Source organism: Streptomyces sp. NPDC029014, assembly GCF_055564695.1.
The window spans coordinates 37,820-59,333 of sequence record NZ_JBVHVT010000034.1; the positions used below are offsets into that span (position 1 = coordinate 37,820).

General features: G+C 73.4%; 20 protein-coding genes. 14 read left to right on the plus strand and 6 right to left on the minus strand.

Going from position 1 to position 21,514, the window contains the following annotated elements:
• Positions 1 to 66: 66 nt before the first annotated feature.
• A complete protein-coding gene (locus ACZ4VL_RS20140) occupies positions 67 to 1,128 on the plus strand; it encodes a class I SAM-dependent methyltransferase (RefSeq protein ID WP_468201661.1) in 1,062 nt (353 codons plus the stop codon).
• 58 nt (positions 1,129 to 1,186) lie between these two features.
• Here the strand turns inward: ACZ4VL_RS20140 and ACZ4VL_RS20145 are convergent, their stop codons facing one another.
• Positions 1,187 to 2,029 (minus strand): alpha/beta fold hydrolase, encoded by an 843-nt coding sequence (locus tag ACZ4VL_RS20145; protein ID WP_468201549.1) that lies wholly within the window; start codon positions 2,027 to 2,029, stop codon positions 1,187 to 1,189.
• Between the two features lie 295 nt (positions 2,030 to 2,324).
• Between ACZ4VL_RS20145 and ACZ4VL_RS20150 the strand changes: the two genes are divergently transcribed.
• Genes ACZ4VL_RS20150 through ACZ4VL_RS20160 form a run of 3 tightly spaced genes read left to right on the plus strand, consistent with a single transcriptional unit; the run spans position 2,325 to position 5,590 of the window.
• Positions 2,325 to 3,335 carry a hypothetical protein gene (locus ACZ4VL_RS20150; protein WP_468201552.1) on the plus strand — a complete coding sequence of 337 codons (1,011 nt, stop codon included), beginning with the start codon at positions 2,325 to 2,327 and terminating at the stop codon, positions 3,333 to 3,335.
• Complete coding sequence (locus tag ACZ4VL_RS20155; protein ID WP_468201555.1) at positions 3,332 to 4,462, plus strand: alpha/beta fold hydrolase; 1,131 nt, start codon at positions 3,332 to 3,334, stop codon at positions 4,460 to 4,462. The genes ACZ4VL_RS20150 and ACZ4VL_RS20155 overlap by 4 nt, the downstream gene beginning before the upstream one ends.
• 36 nt (positions 4,463 to 4,498) lie before the next feature.
• Entirely contained in the window at positions 4,499 to 5,590 is a 1,092-nt protein-coding gene (locus ACZ4VL_RS20160) for an FUSC family protein (RefSeq protein ID WP_468201558.1), read from the plus strand.
• A 227-nt stretch (positions 5,591 to 5,817) separates the two neighbouring features.
• Here ACZ4VL_RS20160 and ACZ4VL_RS20165 read toward each other — a convergent pair whose 3' ends face one another.
• A complete protein-coding gene (locus ACZ4VL_RS20165; protein WP_468201560.1) occupies positions 5,818 to 6,051 on the minus strand; it encodes a pentapeptide repeat-containing protein in 234 nt (77 codons plus the stop codon).
• 160 nt (positions 6,052 to 6,211) lie between these two features.
• Complete coding sequence (locus ACZ4VL_RS20170; RefSeq protein ID WP_468201563.1) at positions 6,212 to 6,670, minus strand: hypothetical protein; 459 nt, start codon at positions 6,668 to 6,670, stop codon at positions 6,212 to 6,214.
• A gap of 389 nt (positions 6,671 to 7,059) precedes the next feature.
• On the opposite strand from ACZ4VL_RS20170, the gene galT reads away from it, so the two are divergent.
• Positions 7,060 to 8,088, plus strand: coding sequence for a galactose-1-phosphate uridylyltransferase (galT, locus tag ACZ4VL_RS20175; protein WP_468201566.1), 1,029 nt, complete (start codon positions 7,060 to 7,062; stop codon positions 8,086 to 8,088).
• Positions 8,085 to 9,242, plus strand: a complete 1,158-nt coding sequence (galK, locus tag ACZ4VL_RS20180) for a galactokinase (protein ID WP_468201569.1) — start codon at positions 8,085 to 8,087, stop codon at positions 9,240 to 9,242. The genes galT and galK overlap by 4 nt, the downstream gene beginning before the upstream one ends.
• 41 nt (positions 9,243 to 9,283) lie before the next feature.
• On the opposite strand, the gene ACZ4VL_RS20185 is transcribed toward galK, so the two are convergent.
• Both ACZ4VL_RS20185 and ACZ4VL_RS20190 read right to left on the minus strand, forming a co-directional pair.
• Positions 9,284 to 10,444 (minus strand): ARPP-2 domain-containing protein, encoded by a 1,161-nt coding sequence (locus ACZ4VL_RS20185; RefSeq protein WP_468201571.1) that lies wholly within the window; start codon positions 10,442 to 10,444, stop codon positions 9,284 to 9,286.
• Positions 10,441 to 11,883, minus strand: a complete 1,443-nt coding sequence (locus ACZ4VL_RS20190; protein ID WP_468201574.1) for a hypothetical protein — start codon at positions 11,881 to 11,883, stop codon at positions 10,441 to 10,443. The genes ACZ4VL_RS20185 and ACZ4VL_RS20190 overlap by 4 nt, the downstream gene beginning before the upstream one ends.
• Before the next feature lie 281 nt (positions 11,884 to 12,164).
• Here ACZ4VL_RS20190 and ACZ4VL_RS20195 point away from each other — a divergent pair, with 281 nt between their 5' ends.
• From ACZ4VL_RS20195 to ACZ4VL_RS20230, 8 genes are all read left to right on the plus strand, one after another.
• Entirely contained in the window at positions 12,165 to 13,055 is an 891-nt protein-coding gene (locus tag ACZ4VL_RS20195; protein ID WP_468201577.1) for a cytochrome P450, read from the plus strand.
• 62 nt (positions 13,056 to 13,117) lie between these two features.
• Complete coding sequence (locus tag ACZ4VL_RS20200; protein ID WP_468201579.1) at positions 13,118 to 13,510, plus strand: nuclear transport factor 2 family protein; 393 nt, start codon at positions 13,118 to 13,120, stop codon at positions 13,508 to 13,510.
• 172 nt (positions 13,511 to 13,682) lie between these two features.
• Entirely contained in the window at positions 13,683 to 15,659 is a 1,977-nt protein-coding gene (locus ACZ4VL_RS20205; RefSeq protein WP_468201582.1) for a P-loop NTPase family protein, read from the plus strand.
• A gap of 129 nt (positions 15,660 to 15,788) precedes the next feature.
• A complete protein-coding gene (locus ACZ4VL_RS20210; protein ID WP_468201583.1) occupies positions 15,789 to 17,357 on the plus strand; it encodes an MFS transporter in 1,569 nt (522 codons plus the stop codon).
• Complete coding sequence (locus ACZ4VL_RS20215) at positions 17,315 to 17,758, plus strand: SRPBCC family protein (protein WP_468201586.1); 444 nt, start codon at positions 17,315 to 17,317, stop codon at positions 17,756 to 17,758. Before ACZ4VL_RS20210 ends, ACZ4VL_RS20215 begins: the two co-directional genes overlap by 43 nt.
• A 70-nt stretch (positions 17,759 to 17,828) precedes the next feature.
• Entirely contained in the window at positions 17,829 to 19,193 is a 1,365-nt protein-coding gene (locus tag ACZ4VL_RS20220) for a carotenoid oxygenase family protein (protein WP_468201589.1), read from the plus strand.
• Positions 19,194 to 19,763: 570 nt separating this feature from the next.
• On the plus strand, positions 19,764 to 19,976 hold the full coding sequence (locus tag ACZ4VL_RS20225) for a hypothetical protein (RefSeq protein ID WP_468201591.1): 213 nt from the start codon (positions 19,764 to 19,766) through the stop codon (positions 19,974 to 19,976).
• The gene (locus tag ACZ4VL_RS20230; RefSeq protein WP_468201593.1) at positions 19,966 to 20,349 is read left to right on the plus strand and encodes an alpha/beta hydrolase; all 384 of its coding nucleotides are present in this window, start codon (positions 19,966 to 19,968) and stop codon (positions 20,347 to 20,349) included. The genes ACZ4VL_RS20225 and ACZ4VL_RS20230 overlap by 11 nt, the downstream gene beginning before the upstream one ends.
• A gap of 90 nt (positions 20,350 to 20,439) precedes the next feature.
• Here ACZ4VL_RS20230 and ACZ4VL_RS20235 read toward each other — a convergent pair whose 3' ends face one another.
• Complete coding sequence (locus ACZ4VL_RS20235; protein WP_468201595.1) at positions 20,440 to 21,510, minus strand: mechanosensitive ion channel family protein; 1,071 nt, start codon at positions 21,508 to 21,510, stop codon at positions 20,440 to 20,442.
• Positions 21,511 to 21,514: the final 4 nt, after the last annotated feature.

Below are 21,514 nucleotides of genomic sequence, written 5' to 3' on the forward strand. Positions count from 1 at the left end.
GACGCCCACGGCACCGGCGCCCCTCCCCCCGGCGGCCGTAAGGGGCGCAGGGAACGCGCCGCCCGGGTGGCCGCGCTGCGCACCGCCTACCTGCGCGAACTCGCCGAGGGAACCGGTGCGTTCTTCGAGGCCCGGCAGCACCGGTGCCCGTGGTGCGGCTCGGCGCGGCTCGGCGGCCGGCTGCGCACCACCGACCTCCTGCAGCACAAGCCGGGCGAGTTCAGCCTCGACCGGTGCCACGACTGCGGGCACATCTTCCAGAACCCGCGGCTCAGTGAACGCGGACTCGCCTTCTACTACCGGGACTTCTACGACGGCTTGGGCGAGGAACGCCTGGGCGGGCTGTTCGCTGGTCGCACCGCGGCCTACCGGGCGCGGGCCGGATCGGTGCGCCCGCACCTGACCGGCCCGGCCGAGTGGTTGGACGTGGGCACCGGGCACGGTCACTTCTGCGCGAGCGCCGCGGAGGTCCTGCCCGGCGTGGTCTTCGACGGTCTCGACCGTTCCGACGGTGCGGAGCTCGCCCGGCGCGCCGGGCGGGTGCGCCGGGGGCACCGCGGCTCGTTCACGGACCTGGCGGCGGGGATGTCCGGGGTGTACGACGTGGTGAGCATGTTCCACTACCTGGAGCACTCCACCGACCCGCAGGGCGAGTTGGAGGCGGCGCACGCCGTACTGCGGCCGGGCGGGCTGGTGGTGATCGACGTACCGGATCCGGAGAGCCGCTGGGCCCGGCTGCTGGGGCGCTGGTGGCTGCCGTGGCTCCAGCCGCAGCACCTGCACCTGGTGCCGGTGGCGAACCTGCGGCGTCGGTTGACCGAGACGGGTTTCACGGTGCTGGCGGAGGAACACGCCCAGGCGCACGACGCCGTGGACCTGGTGGCGGCGGCATGGCTGGCCCTGGACGGGCTGGCACCCCGCGAGGACCTTCCCTGGCTGGCGGAGCCGCCCGGGGCGGCCCGCCGGGCGCTGCGCGCCGCCGCCCTGCTGGCGGGGGTGCCGCTGCTGCTGGCGGCCGCCTTGCTGGACCGGGCGGTGGCGCGGCCGCTCGCCGGGCGGTGGGGGCTGACCAACGCCTACCGCCTGGTCGCCCGACGGGAGGGACCGGGGACGGACCGACCGGAGTGAGCCGGGTGGGCCGACCCGGGAGCCGGTCCCCCGGCGTCCGGGTCAGCCGGCGTCCGGGTCAGCCGGTGAACGGGGCCAGGATCGAGACGAGGCGGTCCTCGTCGATCAGATCGAAGTGATCGACGTCGGTGAGTTCCACGGAAACGCTGTCGGTGTCCCCGTGCCGGCCCATTGCCGCACGCATGGCGGCCAGGTGTTCCCCGTAAGAAGCGGAGAGAACCAGTCGTACCTGCTCTGCCACACGGGTCACATTGTGCAGCCGGGCCCCGAATTGCTCGTATCCGTCGGGCCGCCAGTAGGTGACCATGTCGCGCGATAGTTGCGCGACCTGTCCAAAATCCTTCGGCGCCACCTTCGCGAGGTAATGGCACAGTGACCGGAACCCGTCCTTGTCCGGAGCGAGATTGACCAGTCGCTTGAAAGCCGGAACCGGATCTGTCGGATCCGCCTCTGCGAACAACCGGGAAATGGTCATGGTCGATTGGTTGACGTTGGGATCGAGGAGTACGGCGGCGCGCACCGCCGGGACCTCACCCCCGGCCTGCCAGCGCTCCGCCAGCTGCAGGATCAGGTCCGCGCCGAGCGAGAAGCCCAGCAGCACGATCTTCTTGCCGGCGTTCTCCCTGCTGACCTGCTCGACGAAGGCGGCGGCGAGCCGGATGTGCGAGGCCAGGGGGACCGGCGGGATCCCGGTCGACCGGTCCGGTTCGTAACCGCGCAGGTTCAGCGCGATGCCGTGGGTGTCCGCGTGACTGAGGTAACCGAGGTAGTCCGTGGCGTCGAGGCCCAAACCGTGGAAGAAGAATGTGAGCGTGTCGGAGTCCGACTTTCGTTCCAGGTACCTCAATCCGGTCGACGTTCGTCCTTCGGTCACCTGACCGAAAGCCAACGCAGAGGTCATACGGACCACCCTCTGGCAGTGTGTGCGGCAAGTGCGTGAGCGACTCTAGACCAACACCGCATGGCATGTGCCGGAACGGGTAAGACCACCACCCGGCGTCGGCGAAGTGGGGACCCGTCGGCGTTCTGGACACCATCCAGGACCGTCCAGCTTAATGGGGAGGCACTCGCACGGCTAGCGAACGGGCCAAGAATCGAACCGCTGATTCCGGCACCTGATCCAGTAAGCCGAACAAGAGGGGGGCGCTTCGGTGATGTCCGACGGCAAGGAGCTTCTGGTACGCACGTTGAGCGAAATGCAGCAGCACGAGCAGGGCAATCACGGCTGGTCGGTGGTGCACGAGTCGATGGCCCTGCTGGCCGGCTCCGGCTCCGCCCCCGACCTCGACCGGCTGGTGGAGTCCGTACGCCGCACCCGGCCCCGGATGAGCACCTCGCACCTCGTCACCCTCATCGCCATCGCCCTGCGCACCGCGGCAGCGCAGGACCCGCGGGCCGGGGCGCTCTTCTCGCCCGAACTCCCGCCCGCCGAGCGGGCCGTGCTGCTCTCGCAGACGCTCGGCGAACACCGTGACCTGATCACCGCCGTGCTCACCGGTCGTTCCAACTCCTTCACCGGGGCACGCCGGTTCCTCGTGCCCCAACTGCTCCTGGGCTCCTGGGCCGCGCACCGCGGGATCGAGGGCGTACGCCTGCTGGACGTGGGCACGGGCATCGGGCTCATGCTGCGCCAGCTGAACAACAAGGTGGTGTTCGACCGGTTCGCCCCCGGGCTCGAATGGAGCCCCTGCACACCGCCGTACCGGACGCTCCCGCTGGAGGCGCGGCACGGCATCGACGCGCCTCCGCTGCCCACCCTGGACTGGGTGCGCGCCTGCCACGGGCCCTCGGCCTACTACGACGACCGCTTCTCCGAGGTGCTGTGGTCGCTGGAGCAGACGGCGTCCGCGGACGGCACCTTGACGATCTCCGCCCTCGACGTGCTCGACCTGCCGGCCCTGACCCGGTATCTGCGCACCCACCGGATCAATGTCGTGACCTGCAACTTCGTCCTCTACCAGTACGACGAAGCCACCCGCGGCCAGGTCATCGAGGCGATCAGGGAGGCGCTGGACCCGCCCGGCCTGCTGCTCGGCATGGAGCCGCGCGACGGGCTGCGCCGGATGGGAGCCCGTGTGGAGGCCCATCCGACCGGCAGCGCCGACCCGCTCCACGTCGCGGACGTCTCCGACGCCCATGTCGTCGGGCGGGTCACGGCCGGCCCCGGCTTCACCGAACTCACCGGTCTGGACGGCCGGGGCCGATGAGAGGGATCGACACCACACGGCTGGCCGCCTTCACCACCCGGTGGAAGGGCCCGCTGGCCGCGGCCGGCGGCGGGGCCAGCCTGCTCGTCGGCATCTACAGCGACGAGGCACGCGCCATGCTCGCCTGGACCTGGACGCGTGTGGCCGCCGGTGGAACGCTGATCGCCGCCGGCGTCGCCGCCGTGTTCTGCACGGCCTGGTGGGCGCGCGGCCGGGTGGAGCGGCGCAGGGAGACCCAGCGCGAGGTCACCCTGCAGTCGTTCGAGATCCGGGCCGACGACTTCGACGGCGACCTCCCGTCGGACCAGGCCGTCATCGGCCGCGAACTGCGCTACCTCGAACGGCGCACGTCCTCCTCGCACTTGGTGGTCCTGCTGCACGGTCTCGGCCTGGACGCCGAGGACTTCCGCCCGTACATGAACCGGGCGCGGCAGCACACCGTCGCCCTCACCGCGTTCGGGCACAACGCGGACGAGGCCCGGGACCACCGGTACGGTCCGATCGGGCTGGCCACCCATGCCGACCTGATCAACGGCGCGATCAACAACCTGTGCCGGCAGTACCCGAACAAGAAGCTGACCCTGGTGGGGTTCTCGGTCGGGGCCGACATGCTGTTCCGGCTGGCCGCGCTGTGGACCGCGTACCCGGACCGCAAGCCGAAGGTGACCGCCGCCCTGCTGCTGGACCCCAACATCAACCACTCCACCATGATCATCACGGGGAGCGTGGCGCAGATGAACCCGGACGACCCGCTGGCGGAGCTCAAGCGGATCGCCAACACCCCGCGCTCCCCGGTGGAGTTCCAGAACGTCTGCGAGTACCTCCACAAGATCACCGAGAAGGATCTGCACCAGGTCCAGCGGTACGCCTCCGAGCTGTGGACGGACTGGGAGCCGGAGGGCCGCTACGACCTGTTCTTCCGGCGCTTCGACCAGCTCCAGGCCCTGTCCGGCACCGTGAAGGTCTTCTTCTCCACGCACTTCGAGCGGCACTTCAACGACGTGGTGGGACTGGCCCGGCAGCGCGGCGTCCGACGGGTCTTCGACCTGCGCCGGGTGGACCACTTCGAGCTGTGCAAGGAGACGTTCCTGGTCCGCGAGGTGGACGCCCTCACCCGACGCCGCTGACCGGACGCGACGCCGGACGGGCATACGATGTCCGGTATGCCCGGTCCGGCTGGCGTCCTGTACGCCCCCTCCCCCAGCGCACGGCTGCGGTCCGCCGCCCGGCTGGTGGTGTGCGCCGCAGTGCCCTGGTACCTCTGCCTGTGGTGGGGCACGAGCTCGGTCCCGGTGCCCGCGGCCCTGCCGGCCGTCCTGATCCTCCGTGAGGACGCCTACGCCTCGCCGCGCCTGGCGTGGGAACGCCTCAAGGGCGTCGTCGCGGGGGTGGTGCTGAGCACCCTCGTGCTGAGCCGGCTGCCGGCCTCGTCGCTGTCCTTCCTGGCCGTGCTGGTCTGCGGCTGCGCCGGCATGTACCTGCTGGGCCCGGCCGGTTCGCCGAACCGGCAGGTCCTCATCACGGCACTGGTCGTCTACGCCACCGCGCTGCCGGGCTACCCCCTGGCGCGGCTGCTGGAGACCGCGGTGGGCATCGCCGTGGTGGTCCTGCTCGGGCCGCTGCTGTGGCCTCCCGATCCCTACCGGTCGGCCGCGGAGGGGCTCGCCTCCTACCGGGACGCCCTGCGCGACCTCCTCGGCACGGCCGGCGACCGGCTCGCCGCGGGCGAAGCCCCGCATGCCGCGGAGCCGGGTTCGGAGGGGGCGCAGCTCTGGTTGCGGCCGCAGGCCTGCCGCGCCGTCCTCGACCGGGCGGCCCGTCCCGTGCTGCCGTTCCGGCCCCTCCGGTCCCTCCGGCCGCACCGGCGGGAGGAGGATCGCCCGCCCGAAGGGCTGCGGGAGCGCCTGGACCTGGCCGTCCGGACCGCCGTGACGCTCCAGTGCTTCCTCGGCGAGTTGGCCGGCCCGGACCACGGCCACTGCCCCGCCACGCACGGGGGCGGGCCCGACCCCGACCCCGCCCTGCGCGACCTGGCCCCGCTGGTACGGGCCACGTCCCTCGCACTGGACGCCGCCCTGCGCGGCGACGACTTCACCGCGGAACTCGCCCGCGCCCGCCGACTCGACGCCGCGCACCGTGGGCCCCTGCCCGCCGGCCTCCGTCTGACCGAGGAAGCCCTCGCCGACCACCTCTCGGCCCTCCGCCGAGGGCCGGCCCGGCCCGGCGGAAGCAACGGACTCCCGCCCGCCGGCTGAGCCCGAGGTTGACCTGCTGCCGGCCCACCGGGTCAGGCACCGCTTCGACGCCGCGTGAGACGGCCCCGGCATCACCGCATCACGTCAACAGCGCGTGCGGCGATGGTCGGACCACCGCCGCCCGCGGGGCCGGATCGGCAGGCACCGGCGGTCGGATCCCGTCGTCCCGGCGGTCATCCATCGGACGGGCGCACCCGATCGACCGGCCGACCCGTCGAAGCGACGGGTCAGCCGATTCCCGAGTTGCCGATCCCGGCGTTGCCGATGCCCTCGTTGGCGATACCCGCGTTGCCGATGCCGGAGTTGGCGATACCCGCGTTGCCGATGCCGGTGTTGAAGATGCCGGAGTTCCCGATGCCCGAGTTGCCGATGCCGTCGGCGCTGGCCGCCGCGGCCCCGCCGAGGCCGAGGGCCGCGGCGGCACCGAGGACGACGGTGAACCGGAGAAGACGTGCACGCATTGCGTACCTCCTGTGTGCGGTGCATTTGCAATACATGACTAGCATTCGGTTCATCGCGGGTCCGGGCATATGCGCCGGAGGCGGCCGTGTCGGCACCGGCTGGCGTACATACCGGCGTACGTGCGGCCCCCGCACGCGGCCGCCGCCCGGGCGCGGGTCCTCAGCAGGTGATCGTGACCTCGTGGACGACCGGCCGGGCCGCCCAGGGGAACGAGGCCACGCCGAAGCTGCCGCGGACGGTCGAGCCGCAGGCCGCGGTGGTCACCGGGCCGCGCACTTCGAGCGTGGTGGAGGTGAAGATGACCTGCCTGTCCTGCGGGTCGGACGGGGTGCCGCCCACGACTCCGGCGGACAGCGTGGTGAACAGTTGCTTCGGTGCGGGTGCCGGGCTGCCGGAGGAGGGCGGGCCGGCGAGGCCGACCAGGCCGTAGAACTCGACGGTGTTGCCGGTGACGTCCGCGCACAGCCTGGTGGACAGCCCCGCCTGGAGACCCGAGTTCCCGCAGGTAGTGACGGTCTCGGTGGCGGCGCCGGTTGCGGCAGGGGCGGCGGCGGCCGGGGCGGTCGCGAGGGCGGTCAGGCCTGCGACGCCGACCGCGAGGAGGGCTAAGCGGTTCATCGGGGTTCTCCTTGTCCGAATCCGAAGAGGACGCCCAGGAGCCCTGGGACATCTCGTGGCATGTGATATTTCACATGCCACGAGAATACAAGATGATCAGTACCTGAACGCCACACGGCGTCAGCTCATCTGAACCGGACCCAGAAGGCGCACCGGGCGACCATCAGCTCATCGGTGCGGGGCGGTCCGGCCGGGATCACCCGGTGGTCCACGCCCCGGACGGCCGTATCATCGAGTCCGCGTCGGCCCGCTACGGCGCGGCCCGGCCTCGCTCACGGTCACGATCACGGAAGGACGGCGACGAGGGGCGGCATCACCGACCTCGCCGCGCCGCCGCCCCGCCGCGAACCCATCCGCCCGCGCACCCACACGACAGATCAGGCGAGGACGTGCACAGGACCGTCACCGAACTCGCGGACGGCCGCGAGCTCATCTACTACGACACCGCCCCCGGCCGGGACCGCCGGGCCCCGGACCGGCGCCCGCTGGACCGTGTCGAGAGCGTTCCGGAACTGCGCCGCGACCCGGCGACCGGCGACTGGGTCGCGATCGCCGCGCACCGCCAGTCCCGCATCTACCATCCGCCGGCGGACGCCTGCCCGCTGTGCCCCTCGCGGGAGGGCCGGGAGAGCGAGGTCCCGGCCGCCGACTACGAGGTGGCCGTCTTCGAGAACCGTTTCCCCTCCCTCTCCGGTCCGACCGGCCGCTGCGAGGTGGTGTGCTTCACCCCGGACCACGACGCCGGTTTCGCCGACCTCACCCCCGAGCGGGCCCGGCTGGTGCTGGACGCCTGGACCGACCGGACCGCCGAACTGTCCACCCGCCCCGGCGTGGTGCAGGTGTACTGCTTCGAGAACCGCGGCGCCGAGATCGGGGTGACCCTGCCCCATCCGCACGGCCAGATCTACGCGTTCTCCGCCGTCGCACCGCGGACCGTCAAGCACCTCGCCGCCGCGGCCGCCCACCGTGCCGCGACCGGCCGGAACCTGTTCGAGGACCTGCTCGCCGAGGCCCGCGCGGCCACCGAGCGCGTGGTCCTCGCCGGGGAGCACTGGACGGCCTTCGTCCCGTACGCCGCCCGCTGGCCGTACGAGGTGCACCTCCACCCGCACCGCCGGGTCCCGGACCTGACCCACCTCACCGAGGCGGAGCGCGCCGAGTTCCCGGTCCTCTACCTGGACCTGCTGCGCCGCTTCGACCGCCTCTTCGGGCCGGCCCGGCGCACCCCGTACATCTCCGCCTGGCACCAGGCACCGATCACCGGCGGCGGTGAACTCGCCCTGCACCTTGAGCTGTTCACCGTCCGGCGGACCGCCGACAAGCTCAAGTACCTGGCCGGGACCGAGTCCGGCATGGAGGCGTTCATGAACGACGTGGCCCCCGAGACGGCCGCACGGCGCCTGCGGGAGGCACGATGACCCCGGCCGCCTCCGCAGCCGTGTACGAGGGGTTCCGCCGGGTCCACGGCGGCGACCCCGACGGGGTCTGGGCCGCGCCCGGGCGGGTCAACCTGATCGGCGAACACACCGACTACAACGACGGCTTCGCCCTGCCCATGGCTCTGCCGCAGGCCGCCGTGCTCGCCGTGCGCCGCCGCACGGACGGCCTGCTGCGGCTGCACAGCGCCCAGGGCGACGGCCTGACCACCGAACTGCGGGTGGCGGACCTCGCCCCGGGCCGCACGGCCGGCTGGACCCGCTACCCGGCGGGCGTGGTGTGGGCGCTGCGCGAGCGCGGGCTACCGGTCGGCGGCGCCGACCTGCACCTGGACAGCTCGGTCCCCACCGGCGCCGGACTGTCCTCCTCCGCGGCCCTGGAGTGTGCGGTGGCCGTCGCGTACGACGAGCTGTACGGGCTCGGCCTGTCCCGGCCGGAGCTGGCGCGGGTGGCCCAGTACGCCGAGAACGCCTACGCCGGGGTGCCCTGCGGGGTCATGGACCAGATGGCCTCGGTGTGCTGCACCGACGGCCATGCGCTCCACCTCGACAGCCGCAGCCTGCAGGTGCGGCAGGTGCCCGTCGACCTCACCGGGCACGGGCTGCGCCTGCTGGTCCTCGACACCCGGATCCGGCACGACCTCGCCGACGGGGCCTACGCGGCCCTGCGGGCCGGGTGCGAGCGGGCCGCCGGCCTGTTGGGGCTGCCCGCCCTGCGGGACCTGCCCGGGGCGGAGCTGCCCGCGGCGCTGGTGCGGCTGCCCGCCGACCTCGTCCCGCTCGTGCGGCACGTGGTCACCGAGAACGCCCGGGTCGAGCGGGCCGTCGACCGGCTGGCGGCGGGCGCGCCCGAGGCCCTGGGCCCGTTGCTGACCGAGGGGCACGCCTCGCTCCGGGACGACTACCGGGTCTCCTGTGCCGAGACCGACCTGGCGGTGGAGGCCGCGGTCGCCGCGGGGGCGCTGGGGGCCCGGATGACCGGCGGCGGATTCGGCGGCTCGGTGATCGCCCTGGTCCCGGCCCAGGAGGCAGCGGCCGTGGGCCGGGCCGTGACGGACGCCTTCGCGACGGCCGGGTTCGGTGCGCCGGCCGTGCTGGAGGCCCTCCCGTCGGCCGGTGCGCGCCGCATCGCCTGACGGACGACCGCAGGCCCCGGAACGGCTGGGCCCGCCGTTGCTCAGCCGTTCCGGGCGCGGTGCCGCCCGTGCCGCTTGCGGTAGGCGTCCAGGACGTCCTGGCGCAGGAGGAAGCCGAAGCCCGCCGACTCCAGGCGCAGGCCCAGTCGGGCCTCGTCGGTGCCGAGGGCGGCTGCGGTGTCCGCCAGGTGCCAGTCGTGGTCGGCGAGCCTGCTGAGCAGGTGACCGCGGCGGACCTGGTTCTCCGACAGGCGGAACGTCTTGAGGTAGGCGATCCTGCCGCTGTCGTCGGTGATGGTCTCGCCGATGTGGTTCTCCTGCTTGGGGCGGAACGACGGCAGGAAGCGGGAGAGGGTGAAGCGTCCCATCCGGTGGACCGGTTGCCAGGTGTACGCGTGCTCCAGCAGGCCGGCGGCCATGGTCGTGGCGTGGAAGCGGCCCCAGGCGCGCTCCTCCTCGGCAGCCGCCGCGCGCAGGTCGCCCAGGGAGCGGATCCGTGCGTCGGGGATGCGGGCGCGGAAGTCCGGCAGCGGCTGCATCAGCGTGGCGTAGTGGTGGATCAGTTCGCCGTACAGGTCCTGGAGGAGGGTCGCGTGGAGTGCGCGGTAGTCCTCGGGGTGCGGGACCGCGAACGCGGCGGCGAGCGCGTCGGCGACGTACACCAGCACGCCGCACTGGCCGGGGTGGACCTCGAAGATGCGCAGTGCGTCGGCGAGTCCGCGTACCTCGGCGCCCACGTAGGCTTCCTCCACCCGGGGGGAGAGCCCTTGGCGGACGGCGCGCTGCGACCACTCCTCCCAGGCGATGGTGGGGCCGCCGAAGTGGAGCGCCAGGTAGCCCTCCAGCGCCAGGTGCAGGGGGAGGAACCGCAGCCGGTCCTTGGCCTGGCGGCGGGCCATGCGGCGGTGGAAGCGCAGGCCCATCGTGGCGGCCGGGGCCGAAGTGCCCTCGGCGGCGAGGTGGGTTCCGTAGGCGGCCGCGGGCGTGCCGTCGCCCGTCCATGTGGCGACGAAGCCGTGCGGGACGTACGAGACGTAGGCACGGCGCGGGCCGACCTCGACCAGGCCGGCGGCATCACCGTAGAGCTGCGGGCTCAGTCGGAGGTCGTCGACGGGTTCGTCGCGCACGAGCGGCACCAGTCGGACGGCTCCCCAGACCTGGGAGGGGCGGACGGCCAGGCCGGTCAGGTCCAGTGTGGTCATCGCGCCTCCTCCTGGGGGTGTCGTCCGGTGGTCATGCGGGCCGCACGGGCGTCCATGTACGCGGTCAGTTCGGACAGGCCGGTGCGGCCTTCCGCGAACTGGGCGAGTTCCACCAGTGCGGGCAGGTCCTCGGCGTCCCGGATGCCCGCGGTGGGCACCGTCGGGGACAGCCGGCGGACGTCGAAATCGGCCGCGTCGTAGACGGGGTTGAGGTGCACGACGCTGGTGCGGCGGTCGGGGTCGAGGCGGGTCCGCCAGATGCGCAGCACCTCGGCGGCCAGGCCGGGAGGGGCGTTGTCCCATCCGTCGGAGACGATCACCAGCCGGGACGGGGCGGTGTCCAGCGCGTCGAGGAGGCGCCGGCCCAGCGGCGTCGGCCCGTACGGGCACGTCAGCAGCGCGTCGGTCCGTCCGGACGTCCACAGCGCGGTGTAGTCGCCGGCCAGGGCCGCGAGCAGGTGGTGGCAGGCCAGGGCCACGGCCAGCGGCCGGCGACGCTTGTGCACCGAGCCGAAGGCGGAGAAGCTGTCGTCCAGGACGGCGGTGACCCTGCCCCAGCTCCCCCGGTGCGCGCCGGCCACCCGGTCGGCGGCCGCTTCGAGGGCGCGGGTCAGCTCGGTGCGCCGGCGCCGGCGGTCCTCGACCGGCAGGGACAGTACGTACGTCGCCAGTCGGGTCAGCGGCATCGCGGCCAGGTCGGCTGCCACGCCCGCGGCTGCGCGCCCGTGCGCCGACTCCTGGAGCCGCAGGGTCTCCAGGCGGGTCATCCGCGGGGCGATGCGCTCCAGGAAGACGTCCCGGGGGATGCCGTGTCTGGCGGCGAAACCCTCGGCGGCCGTGTAGGGCAGCTCGTACAGGGCGGCCTGTTCGTAGTGCGCGCGGCGCCACGCCTCCAGGAGGGGGGTCGCATAGCGCGGGCGGGTCGTCGGCGCGAACACGAACGTCCCCAGCTCCTCGGTGGCGGGGGCGAGGTGTGCGTGGCGCAGGGCGCGCTTGAGGCCGCTGCGGTACTTCACGGCGTCGAACGCGAGGTCACGGCGGCCGGACAGCCAGTCGCGCATGATCGCGCGCGTGCGGCGGTTGTTCACCCCGGCCCGGCGCAGGGCGTCGAACAGTGCGTACACGCGCTGCGGTGGCAGCACGGCCAGGCGGGCCGCGATCAGACGGCCCTCGTTGCGGCGCTGCTCGACCGTGGCCTCGCCCGGGGATTCCAGCAGCCGGCGGATGATGAGGGCCGCGTTGTGGTCGTTGATGTCGAGCGCGAGGACCCCGGCGTACAGGTCACGGTAGTTCCCCAGCATGTACGCGTGGAGGAAGTCCAGGGACAGCCGCTGCTCGTCCGCGTCGCTGTGGAACTCGCGCTGCCCGGTGGAGGTGATCGCCGCGTTGACGAAGAGCAGTACGTCGTCGGCTGCGACGAGGTCGCCGTACGAATCCATCCGAATCTTTCCCCGTGGGTGCGGATGCCGGCCGGGGAATGGGGGCACGAGCTGCGAATCATTGCTTCAGAGGCAGGTTCCGGAAGTCGCGCCGGAGTCCCGCGGCCGGCGACAGGACCGTAACAGACCAGGCCACGGGCCCTCCACTGACTTTTGGTCGGGCAACGGGGTAAACCTGCGCCGCAGTTCGCTCGTCCTGTAGCGCAGGCGGGTCGTCGTGGCCGCTGCTGTTCGCGTCCTCCGTCCGCTCCCCCCACTGCGCACGTCGAGAGGTCCTCCCCATGACCGTGGTGCACCGCCCGTTCAGCGTCCTGTACGACGTCTTCGCCGCTGACCCGTACCGCTGGTTCGCGCAGTTGGGGGAGCACGCTCCGGTGCACTACGATCCGGCGATCGGCGGCTACTTCCTCTCCCGCTACCCGGACGTGCAGCGGGTCCTGACCGACCAAGAGGCGTTCACGAGCAGGATCCTGCAGGTGCGGGCCGAGCCGGTGATGCGGGGGCCGGTCCTCGCGCAGATGACCGGGGCGGAGCACACCGCCAAGCGAAAGATCGTCGTCCGCGCCTTCACCGGCCGGGCCCTGCAGGACCAGGTGCGCGCCCTGCACGCCAACGCCGCCGACCTCCGGGCGCCCCTCCTCCCCCGGGGCCGGATGGACCTGGTCAACGGCTTCGGCAAGCCCTTCGCCGTCGACGTGGCCCTCGACGTCCTCGGGCTGGACCGACGGGACCGGCAGCAGGTGGCCGCCGCGATCGCCGAGACCCTGCGCTACACCCCGCCCGTCCAGCTCGTCCCCCGGCACGTGGAGCACGACGCCGTCCTCGCCGGCACCACCGTGCCGGCGGGCGCCACCGTCTACTGCATGAGCGGCGCGGCCAACCGGGACCCGGCCGCCTTCACCGCCCACGACACCTTCGACATCCACCGCCAGGACCTGGGCACCGCCCGCTCGTTCACCGCGGCCGCCCGGCACCTGGCCTTCGGCAGCGGACTCCACCAGTGCGCCGGCACCGCCTTCGCACGCGCCGAGGTCGAACCCGTCGCCGCGATGCTGCTGCCGCTCCTCGACCGGGTCCGCCACAGCCCCGGCTTCCGCTACCGGGAGACCGGCCTGTACACGCGGGGACCCGTCGCACTGCCGCTGGACTTCACCCCCCGGCCGGCCCCCTGATCCCCCGGCTCCACGAGCCGGGACCACCACAACACCCCCCACTCGCGAAGGCGAAGACAGCCATGACACCGACCGACATCACCCGAGCCATCAACGACCTGCTGTTCACCCCGGGCCTCGCCCTGCAGGAGGCCATCGACCGGCACTTCGCCCCGGACTACCGCCAGCGCACCAACGGCGCGTGGAGCGACCGGGCCGCCTTCGCCGAGCACATGGCACGGCTGCGCTCCCTGATCGGCAGCGGACACGTCGAGGTCCACGAGGAACTCCGCGACGGCCCGCGCTACGCCGACCGCCACACCGTCACCCTCACCCGGCGCGACGGCGGCACCTCCCGCACCGAGGTCTACCTCTTCGCCCTGATGGCCCCCGACGGCCGCTTCCGGCGCGTCGAGGAGACCACCCTCCTGATCGACGGCCGGCCCGAGGACCGGAACCTCGGAACCATCAGATGACGCCGCCGGGGTCGGGGCCCTGCGCGGCGCCCGCCGGTACGGTCCCCGGCCCCGTCACGGTCACCGCCGGAGCACCGCCCAGGAGGCGGTGCCCGGCTTCGGAGGACACCTTGGGACGAGGGAGTGGGGAGCCGCTGTGGCATCCGTCGGGGAGAGACTGAGCAGGGCGCGGGTGAGGGCCTTCATCGGCCGGGACGAGGAACTCGCTCGCTTCGGGGAGGCTTTGGCCGGCGATCCGCAGGCGCCGTTCGCGTTCTACGTGTGCGGGCCGGGCGGCATCGGGAAGTCGACGCTGCTGCGACGGCTGGCGGACCACGCCCGCGCCGCGGGCCGGCTGATCGTCGAGATCGACGGCCGGTTCGTCAGCCGGGACCCGGCCGATTTCGAGCGGGCCGCCGGCCCGTTCCTCGACGTTCCGGGCACGGTGCTGTTCGTGGACTCGTTCGAGCACTGCCAGTGGCTGGAGAGCTGGCTGTGGCACCACTTCCTGCCGCGCGCAGCGGACGACGCGCTCGTCGTCCTGGCCGGGCGGCGCCCTCCGCAGCCGCAGTGGACCGCCGACCCGGCCTGGTCCGGGCTCCTCCACGTCACCGAACTGGAGCCGTTCTCCGCGGAACAGGCCCGGCGCCTGCTCGTGACGGCCGGGATCCGGCCCGAACTGCGGGACCGGGTGCTCCGCTTCGCCGGCGGCAACCCGCTGGCCCTGTCCCTCGCGGCCGCGGCGGGATCGGCCGGCTGCAGCAGGGAGGAGCTGGTGGTCTGGGCCCCTTCCGCGGACGTCCTGCGCACCCTGCTCGCGGGGCTGATCGGCGAGGTGCCCACGGCGTCCCACCGCCGGGCGCTGGAGGTGGCCGCGCAGGCCCACTCGACGTCCGAGGAACTCCTCGCCGCGGTCCTGCCCGGGGAGGACGTCCACCTGCTCTTCTCGTGGCTGAGGGGCCTGCCCTTCATGGAGTCCACGCTCCGGGGGCTCCACCCGCACGACGCGGCCCGCGAAACCCTCGCCGCCGATCTGCGCTGGCGCGCGCCCAACGCCTTCGACACGATGCGCCGGCGCCTGTCGGACGAATACCTGCGCATCCTGCGCGAAGCACCCGAGGACCGGGTGTGGACGGTCACCGACGAACTGTTCTACCTCTTCCGGGAGGGCGAGACCCTGGCCAGGCTGCGCACCTGGTCCCGCGAGGACGAGGTGCACGACCGTCCGCTGCACCCGGACGACCTCGACATCGTGCTGCGCATGGCCGAGGAGACCGAGGGGGCCGCCTCCGCGGAACTGGTCCGCTACTGGGCGCAGCGCCAGCCGCAGGCCTTCAGCGTCTACCGGCTCGTGGACACGGGCCGGATCGTGGCGTTCACGGCCCGACTGGCCCTGCCGGCCCCTGCCGACCCCCGGGACCTGGCCACCGACCCGGTCGTCGCCGCCGCATGGCAGTACACCGAGGCCACCGCTCCTGTGCACCCCGGCGAGCACATCGGCGTCAGCCGCTTCTCGATCTACCCGGAGCGGTACCAGGTTCCCTCGCGCGTCATCGACCTGAGCAGTTCCCGTGCCCAGGCGGAGGCCGCCCGCGCCCGCGGCCGCGCCTACGGCTTCGCCGTCTTCCGGGACGCCGAGGCCTGGGCGGAGCGCGTCGGGGCAACGCTCGCCGACACCGGGGCGCGCCCCCGGGTCGGCGCGTACACGTACGGGCTGTTCGGCGTCGACTGGCGCCAGGTGCCCGTGGAGGCGTGGCTCATGCGGTTCATATCCGCCGCGGACGAGGCCGCGCCCGTCCGGTCTGGGCCGTCGCCCGTCTCGCGTTCCGCGTTCGACCAGGCCGTGCGCGAGGCACTGGTGCACTGGCGCGACGCGGGGGCCTTCGCCGCCTGTGCCCTCATGCGCGCCCGCCTCGCGGCGGACCTCGCCGAGCCGGTCGGCGAGTTGCGCAGCCTGCTGCGGCGGGCCGTCGACGACCTCGCCGGTGACCCGCGCGGGGTACGCGCCCGCGAGGCGCTGACCGCGGGCTACTTCTCCGGGGCGCCCACCCAGGAGGCTGCGGCCCGCCGCCTCGGCCTGCCGTACGGCACGTACCGCCGCCACCTGCGCCAGGGCCTGGACCTGCTCTGCGAGGCCCTGTGGCAGCAGGAGCTGCACGACTCGCGCTAGCCACGCGGTCGCGCTGGCCGCGCGGGGCGCCCCGGGCGGGGGCGGGTGGACAGCTGCGGACAGCAGTGGACAGCGCCCGTCCCCGCCGGGCCTGGAGAGTGGACAGCGTCCGGCACGAGTGTGTGCGGCATGAACGCAGCACGCGCACAGACGGACCGGGCGGCACCCCGGGCTCCCCGACCCGGGGCGGTGCTCGCGGCGCTCGCCGCGGCCCAGTTCACCGTCATGCTCGCCACGTCGATCGTCAACGTGGCGCTCCCGCAGATCCGGGCCGGGGCCGGGCTCTCGGACGGCGGGACCACCTGGGTGGTCAACGCCTACGGCCTGGCGTTCGGGGCGCTGCTCCTGGCGGGCGGCCGGGTCGCCGACCTGCTCGGCCGCCGCCGGGTGCTGATCGCCGGGCTCGCCCTGTTCGCGGCGGCTTCGCTGGCGGCCGGACTGGCCACGTCCGCCGGCGTACTGATCGCGGCGCGCGCCCTCCAGGCTCTCGGCGCCGCCGCCATCGCCCCGGCCGCACTCGCCCTGGCGATGGCCCTGTTCCCGTCCGGGACCGGACGCGGCAGGGCCCTGGGCGTGTGGGGGGCGGTATCCGGCGCCGGAGGGGCCGGTGGGGTGCTGCTGGGCGGTGCGCTCACCGAGGCGTGGGGCTGGCCCTGGACCTTCCATGCGGTCGCGCTCGGGGCGGCCCTGGTCCTCGCCGGCGTGGTGGCGTTCGTACCGCGCTCGGCGGCAGCGCAGCAGGCCGGCCGGTTCGACCTGCTGGGCACCGCCACCGTCGCCCTCGCGCTGACCTGCCTGGTCTGGGGCCTGACCACGGCACGGGGCACGGGCTGGGCCGACGCCCGGGTCCTGGGCTCCCTCGGCGCCGCCGCCGCGCTGCTCACGGCCTTCACGGTGATCGAGCTGCGCCGGCCGAACGCGCTCGTGCCGCCACGGCTGTTCACCACCGGCCGGGTCGCCGCGGGCAACGTGCTGATGGCGCTGCTGGGGTCCGTGTGGATCGCCCTGTTCTTCTTCCTCCCGCTCTACCAGCAGCAGGTCCTCGGATCCGGCCCGCTGGCCACCGGAGCGGGCCAACTCCCCTTCGCCGCGGCCAACATGCTCGGCTCCGCCCTCGCCCCGCGCATCGCCCGGCGCGTCGGCGCCCCCGCGGCCGTGACCGCGGCCCTGCTCACCGAGGCCGCCGGACTGCTGTGGCTCTCCCGGATCAGCGCCGACGGCAGCTACGCCGTCGACGTCCTCGGCCCCAGCATCCTGGTCGGCCTGGGCCTGAGCGTCGCGTTCGTCCAACTCACCGCGCTCGCCGTGGACGGCGTACCGCCGCAGGACGCGGGCCTGGCGGGCGGACTGGTGAACACCACCCGGCAGGTCGGCGGCGCGATCGGCCTGGCCGCCCTGACCACCCTGGCCGGCTCCGTCACCGCCCGGGCGGCCGGCCGTCAGCCCCCGCTGGAAGCCCTCACCGCGGGCTACCGAACCGCGTTCGTGGTCTCGGCCGCAGTCCTGGCGGCGACGGCGGTCCTCGCACTGTTCCTCACCCGCGGCACCCGCCGCTGCGACTGCGCCGACGGGGCGTGTCCCCCGGCTCGGGCCACGGCCGCACCCCACCCGTCCGTGTCGACCGGACACGGAACGATCCGACAGGAAGCAGAACCATGGTCACCATCGACGAAACCGCACCCGTCGTCGTCCGTCTGAGCACCGTGATCGACGCCCCGCTCACGACCGTGTGGGCGGTGCACACCGACATCGCCGCCTGGCCCACCTGGAACCCGGACATCGACCGGGCGCGGCCCGACGACGGCCCGCTGGCGCCCGGCAGTTCCTTCGGCTGGCGCAGCGGCGGCCTGGAGATCACCTCCACCGTGCACGAACTGGTCCCCGGGCGGCGGATCGTCTGGGGCGGTCCGGCCGCCGGCATCACCGGCGTGCACGTGTGGACCTTCGAGGAGGACGGCGACCGCGTCGTCGTCCACACCGAGGAGTCCTGGAGCGGCGATCCGGTCGAGGCCGCGGCCGACGACCTCCGCAGACTCCTCCACGGCTCCCTGGAGGGCTGGCTCGCCCACCTCAAGGCCCGTGCGGAGCAGACCGCCTGATTTGCCGTCACGCCACGGCGCCCCCGCTCTCGTCCGCTCGTTCTCCGATCCACCGAAAGAGGTTCCCGACATGACCGCAGCGAAGCCCTACCTCACCGGCCACTACACCCCCCTCGTCGAGGAGGTCACCGCCACCGAGCTCACCGTCGAGGGCTCCCTGCCGCCGGAGCTGACCGGCCGACTGCTCCGCAACGGGCACAACCCGAAGCCCGGCATCACCCCCACCCACTGGTTCAGGGGCAGCGGCATGGTCCACGGAATCCGTCTGCGCGACGGCCGCGCCGAGTGGTACCGCAACCGCTGGGTCCACACCCCCGCCCTCGACGGCGCCCCGTACATGACCGAGCACGGCCCCGACCTGACGGCCAGCGTGGCCGGCACCCACATCATCGAGCACGGTGGACGCCTCCTGGCCCTGTGCGAGGCGAACCTCCCCTTCGAGCTCACCCCCGAGCTGGAAACCGTCGGCGCCCACGACTTCGGCGGCAAGCTGCACAGCGCGATGACCGCCCACCCCAAGGAGGACCCGCGGACGGGCGAGCTCCACTTCTTCGGGTCCTCGCCGTTCCCGCCGTTCCTGACCTACTACGTCTCCGATGCCAAGGGCGAGGTCGTCCACAGCAGCGAGGTCCCGGGAGCCACCGCCGCGCTCAAGCACGACTTCGCCGTCACCCGCCACCACGTGGTCTTCATGGAGGGCAACGTCACCTTCGACCCCTCGGAGCACTCCGGCATCCCGTACGGCTGGAACGACCGGCAACCCGCGCGGATCGGCGTCATGCCGCGCGGCGGCGACGGCTCCCGCAGCATCCGCTGGTTCTCCGTCGAACCGGGCAACATGCTGCACGTCGCCAACGCCTACGAGGACGGCCGGGGCCGCATCGTCCTGGAAGGCCCCACCGTGGACCGCGAGGGCTTCCGCCTCTCCTGGAACTGGTGGGTCGGCGCACCCGGGCGCGGCAGCGAGCCCGCCGCCCGCTCCTACACCCGCCGCTGGGTCGTCGACCTGGCCGACGGCACCGTCGGCGAGGAGATCATCGACGACCTGCCCGTGGAGTTCCCGACCCTCAACGAGGAGTACCTGGGCAGCGAGAACCGCTACCAGTACGCCATCTCCTTCCCCGACGAGAAGGGCCTCGGCGGCTACGGCATCGTCAAGTACGACCGCAGCAGCGGAGCCCGCCGCATCCACCAGGTCGGCGACGCGCGGCTGCCCAGCGAGGCCGTGTTCGTCCCCGCCGACCGTGCCACGTCCGAGGACGACGGCTACCTCCTGACCGTCGTCTCCGACCTCAAGCAGGACGCCTCGCAGCTGCTGGTCCTCGACGCCTCCGGCCTCGACCCGATCGCCACCGTCCACCTGCCCCACCGGGTGCCCGCCGGGGTCCACGGCTCCTGGGTCCCCGACAGCGCCCTGGAGGACGCCGCGGGCTGACCCGCGGAGCGCTTGCACCGCACCGCAGCCACAGCCCACCCCCGCGTCCGGCGCGCTCCCGCCGACCCCTCCCCGTGCGGGAGCGCGCCGGACCACCCCGGCGGACCCGCCCGGCCGGTCCGCCGGGGTCGGACGACCACGGAACACGAACATGAGAAGAACCGGCATGCCGAGGAACCGGAAGCGCGCCGGCTGGATCGCCGCCGCCCGCTGCGTCCTCATGACCGCCGTCACCGTACCGGCGCTGGCCCAACCGGAACCGGCCGGCCGGCCGACGTCCACCGCCCGTATCGACCGGCGCGCCTGCGCCGACTCCGAACTCAAGGGCTTGCAGTGCGGGTCGCTCCGGGTACCGGTCGACCGGTCCCGCCCGGGCAACGGGAGCCTCACCCTCGCGCTGGTCCGCCGGCCGGCCGACGACAGGGCGCGCCGCCAGGGCACCCTGCTGCTCAACGACGGCGCGGGCGGCTCCTCGATCGACCAGCTGTCCGTTCGAGGAGCGAGCCGGTGTCGTCCAGGGCGGTGTCGAGGACCACGGTGCGCAGCCTGCCGGGGTGGAGCGCGGCGTAGGTGCGCCCGAGGAGCGTGCTGCAGTGGATGCCGGTCCGCGAGGCCGCCACCGCCGAGACGGCCTTCGACCGCTTCGCCGCCTGGTGTGCCGGGGCCGAGGACTGCGCGCTGCGCGGCAAGAACGTGGCGGCCGAGTACGACGCCCTCGTCGCCCGGGCCGACCGCGCTCCGATCCGGGACCGGCAGCACGGCCCACGAGCCGTTGACCGGTGAGGACATCCACGGGGCGACGCAGGACTACCTGACCCTGCCCCATCCCGTACGGCGGGAACTGGCCGAGGCCATCGTCCAGGCCCAGGAGGGCGATGCGACCGCCTTCCCCCCGCCCCGTACCTCCGTGCCCGTCAAGGCCGGGCCGGCGGTGAGCGGCGCTCCGCCCGCACTGGTCCTGCAGTCCACCCACCAGGCGCTGGCCCCGTTCGAGGCGGGAGCGGCCATGGCGGCCCAGCTGCCGGGCAGCGTCGTCCTGGCCCGGGAGGGCGACGACTACAGCATGTTACTGGTCTCCCCGTGCGTCCGGGACGCCACCAACCGCTACCTGACGACCCGCGAGCTGCCCGCCCCCGGCACCACCTGCACCAGCTGAGTGGCCGGTCCGTACCAGCCGTGGCAGCCGTACCGCACCGGACGGGTCCTTGCGGTACGGCTGCTGCCCGCTGCTCCCTCGCTCCGCCGGTCAGTATCCGTACCCGGGTTCCGCCTCCCGGGGTGCGGGGGCTGCCGTGGACGTGGCGACGCGCGGGAGGGCGTACGGGTGCTTCTCGGACAGCCAGGCGACCAGCTGTTCGCGCACGGTGCAGCGGGCTTTCCACAGGTCGTCCGGGTCCTTGGCGGTGACGATCGCCCGCACCACGATGGTGCTGGGGGTGGTGTCGGTGACGGCGAGGTCCCAGCCGCGGCCGTCCCACGCCTCGCAGCCGTCCAGGATCTCCCGCAGCTTCTCGCGCATCAGCGCCACGGGGGCGGTGTGGTCGCAGTGGAGGAAGACCGTGCCGGTCATCTGGATCCCGCCGCGCGACCAGTTCTCGAAGGGGCGCCCGGTGAAGTACGAGACGGGCATGGTGATCCGGCGCTCGTCCCAGGTGCGCACGGCCAGGAAGGTGAGCGTCACGTCCTCCACCACGCCCCACTCTCCGGCGACGACGACCGTGTCACCGATGCGCACCATGTCGCCGAAGGCGATCTGGAAGCCGGCGAAGAGGTTGCCGAGGGTGGACTGGGCCGCCACGCCGGCGACGATGCCGATGATGCCGGCCGAGGCCAGCAGCGAGGTGCCGACGGCGCGGAAGGCGGGGAAGGCGAGCAGCATCGCTGCCGCTGCGACCACGGCGACGACGGCGGTGACGATCCTCATGATGAGCGTCACCTGGGTACGGACCCGGCGCACCCGGGAGGGGTCGCGCGTGCCCAGGGCGTAGCGGGCGTACGAGGACTCGACCACGGCGGAGGTGACGCGGACGACGAACCACGCGCCCGCCCCGATCAGGACGAGCGTCAGGATCCGGCCCACGGCCGCCTCGTGATCCTGCAGCGGCTGCCACGCGATCTGCCGGTACGCCCCGCGCAGGATCGCCGTGAGCAGCAGGACCCGCACGGACGGGCCGCAGCGGCGCAGCATGTTCCAGAGGGGCGTCTCGGGGTGGCGGGCGTCCGCGCGGCGCAGCAGCAGGTCGATGAGCCAGCCCGCGGTGAGGGTGAGCAGGATCGATCCGCCCGTGACGGTCAGCAGTCCGAGGAGGCTGTTCATGTCG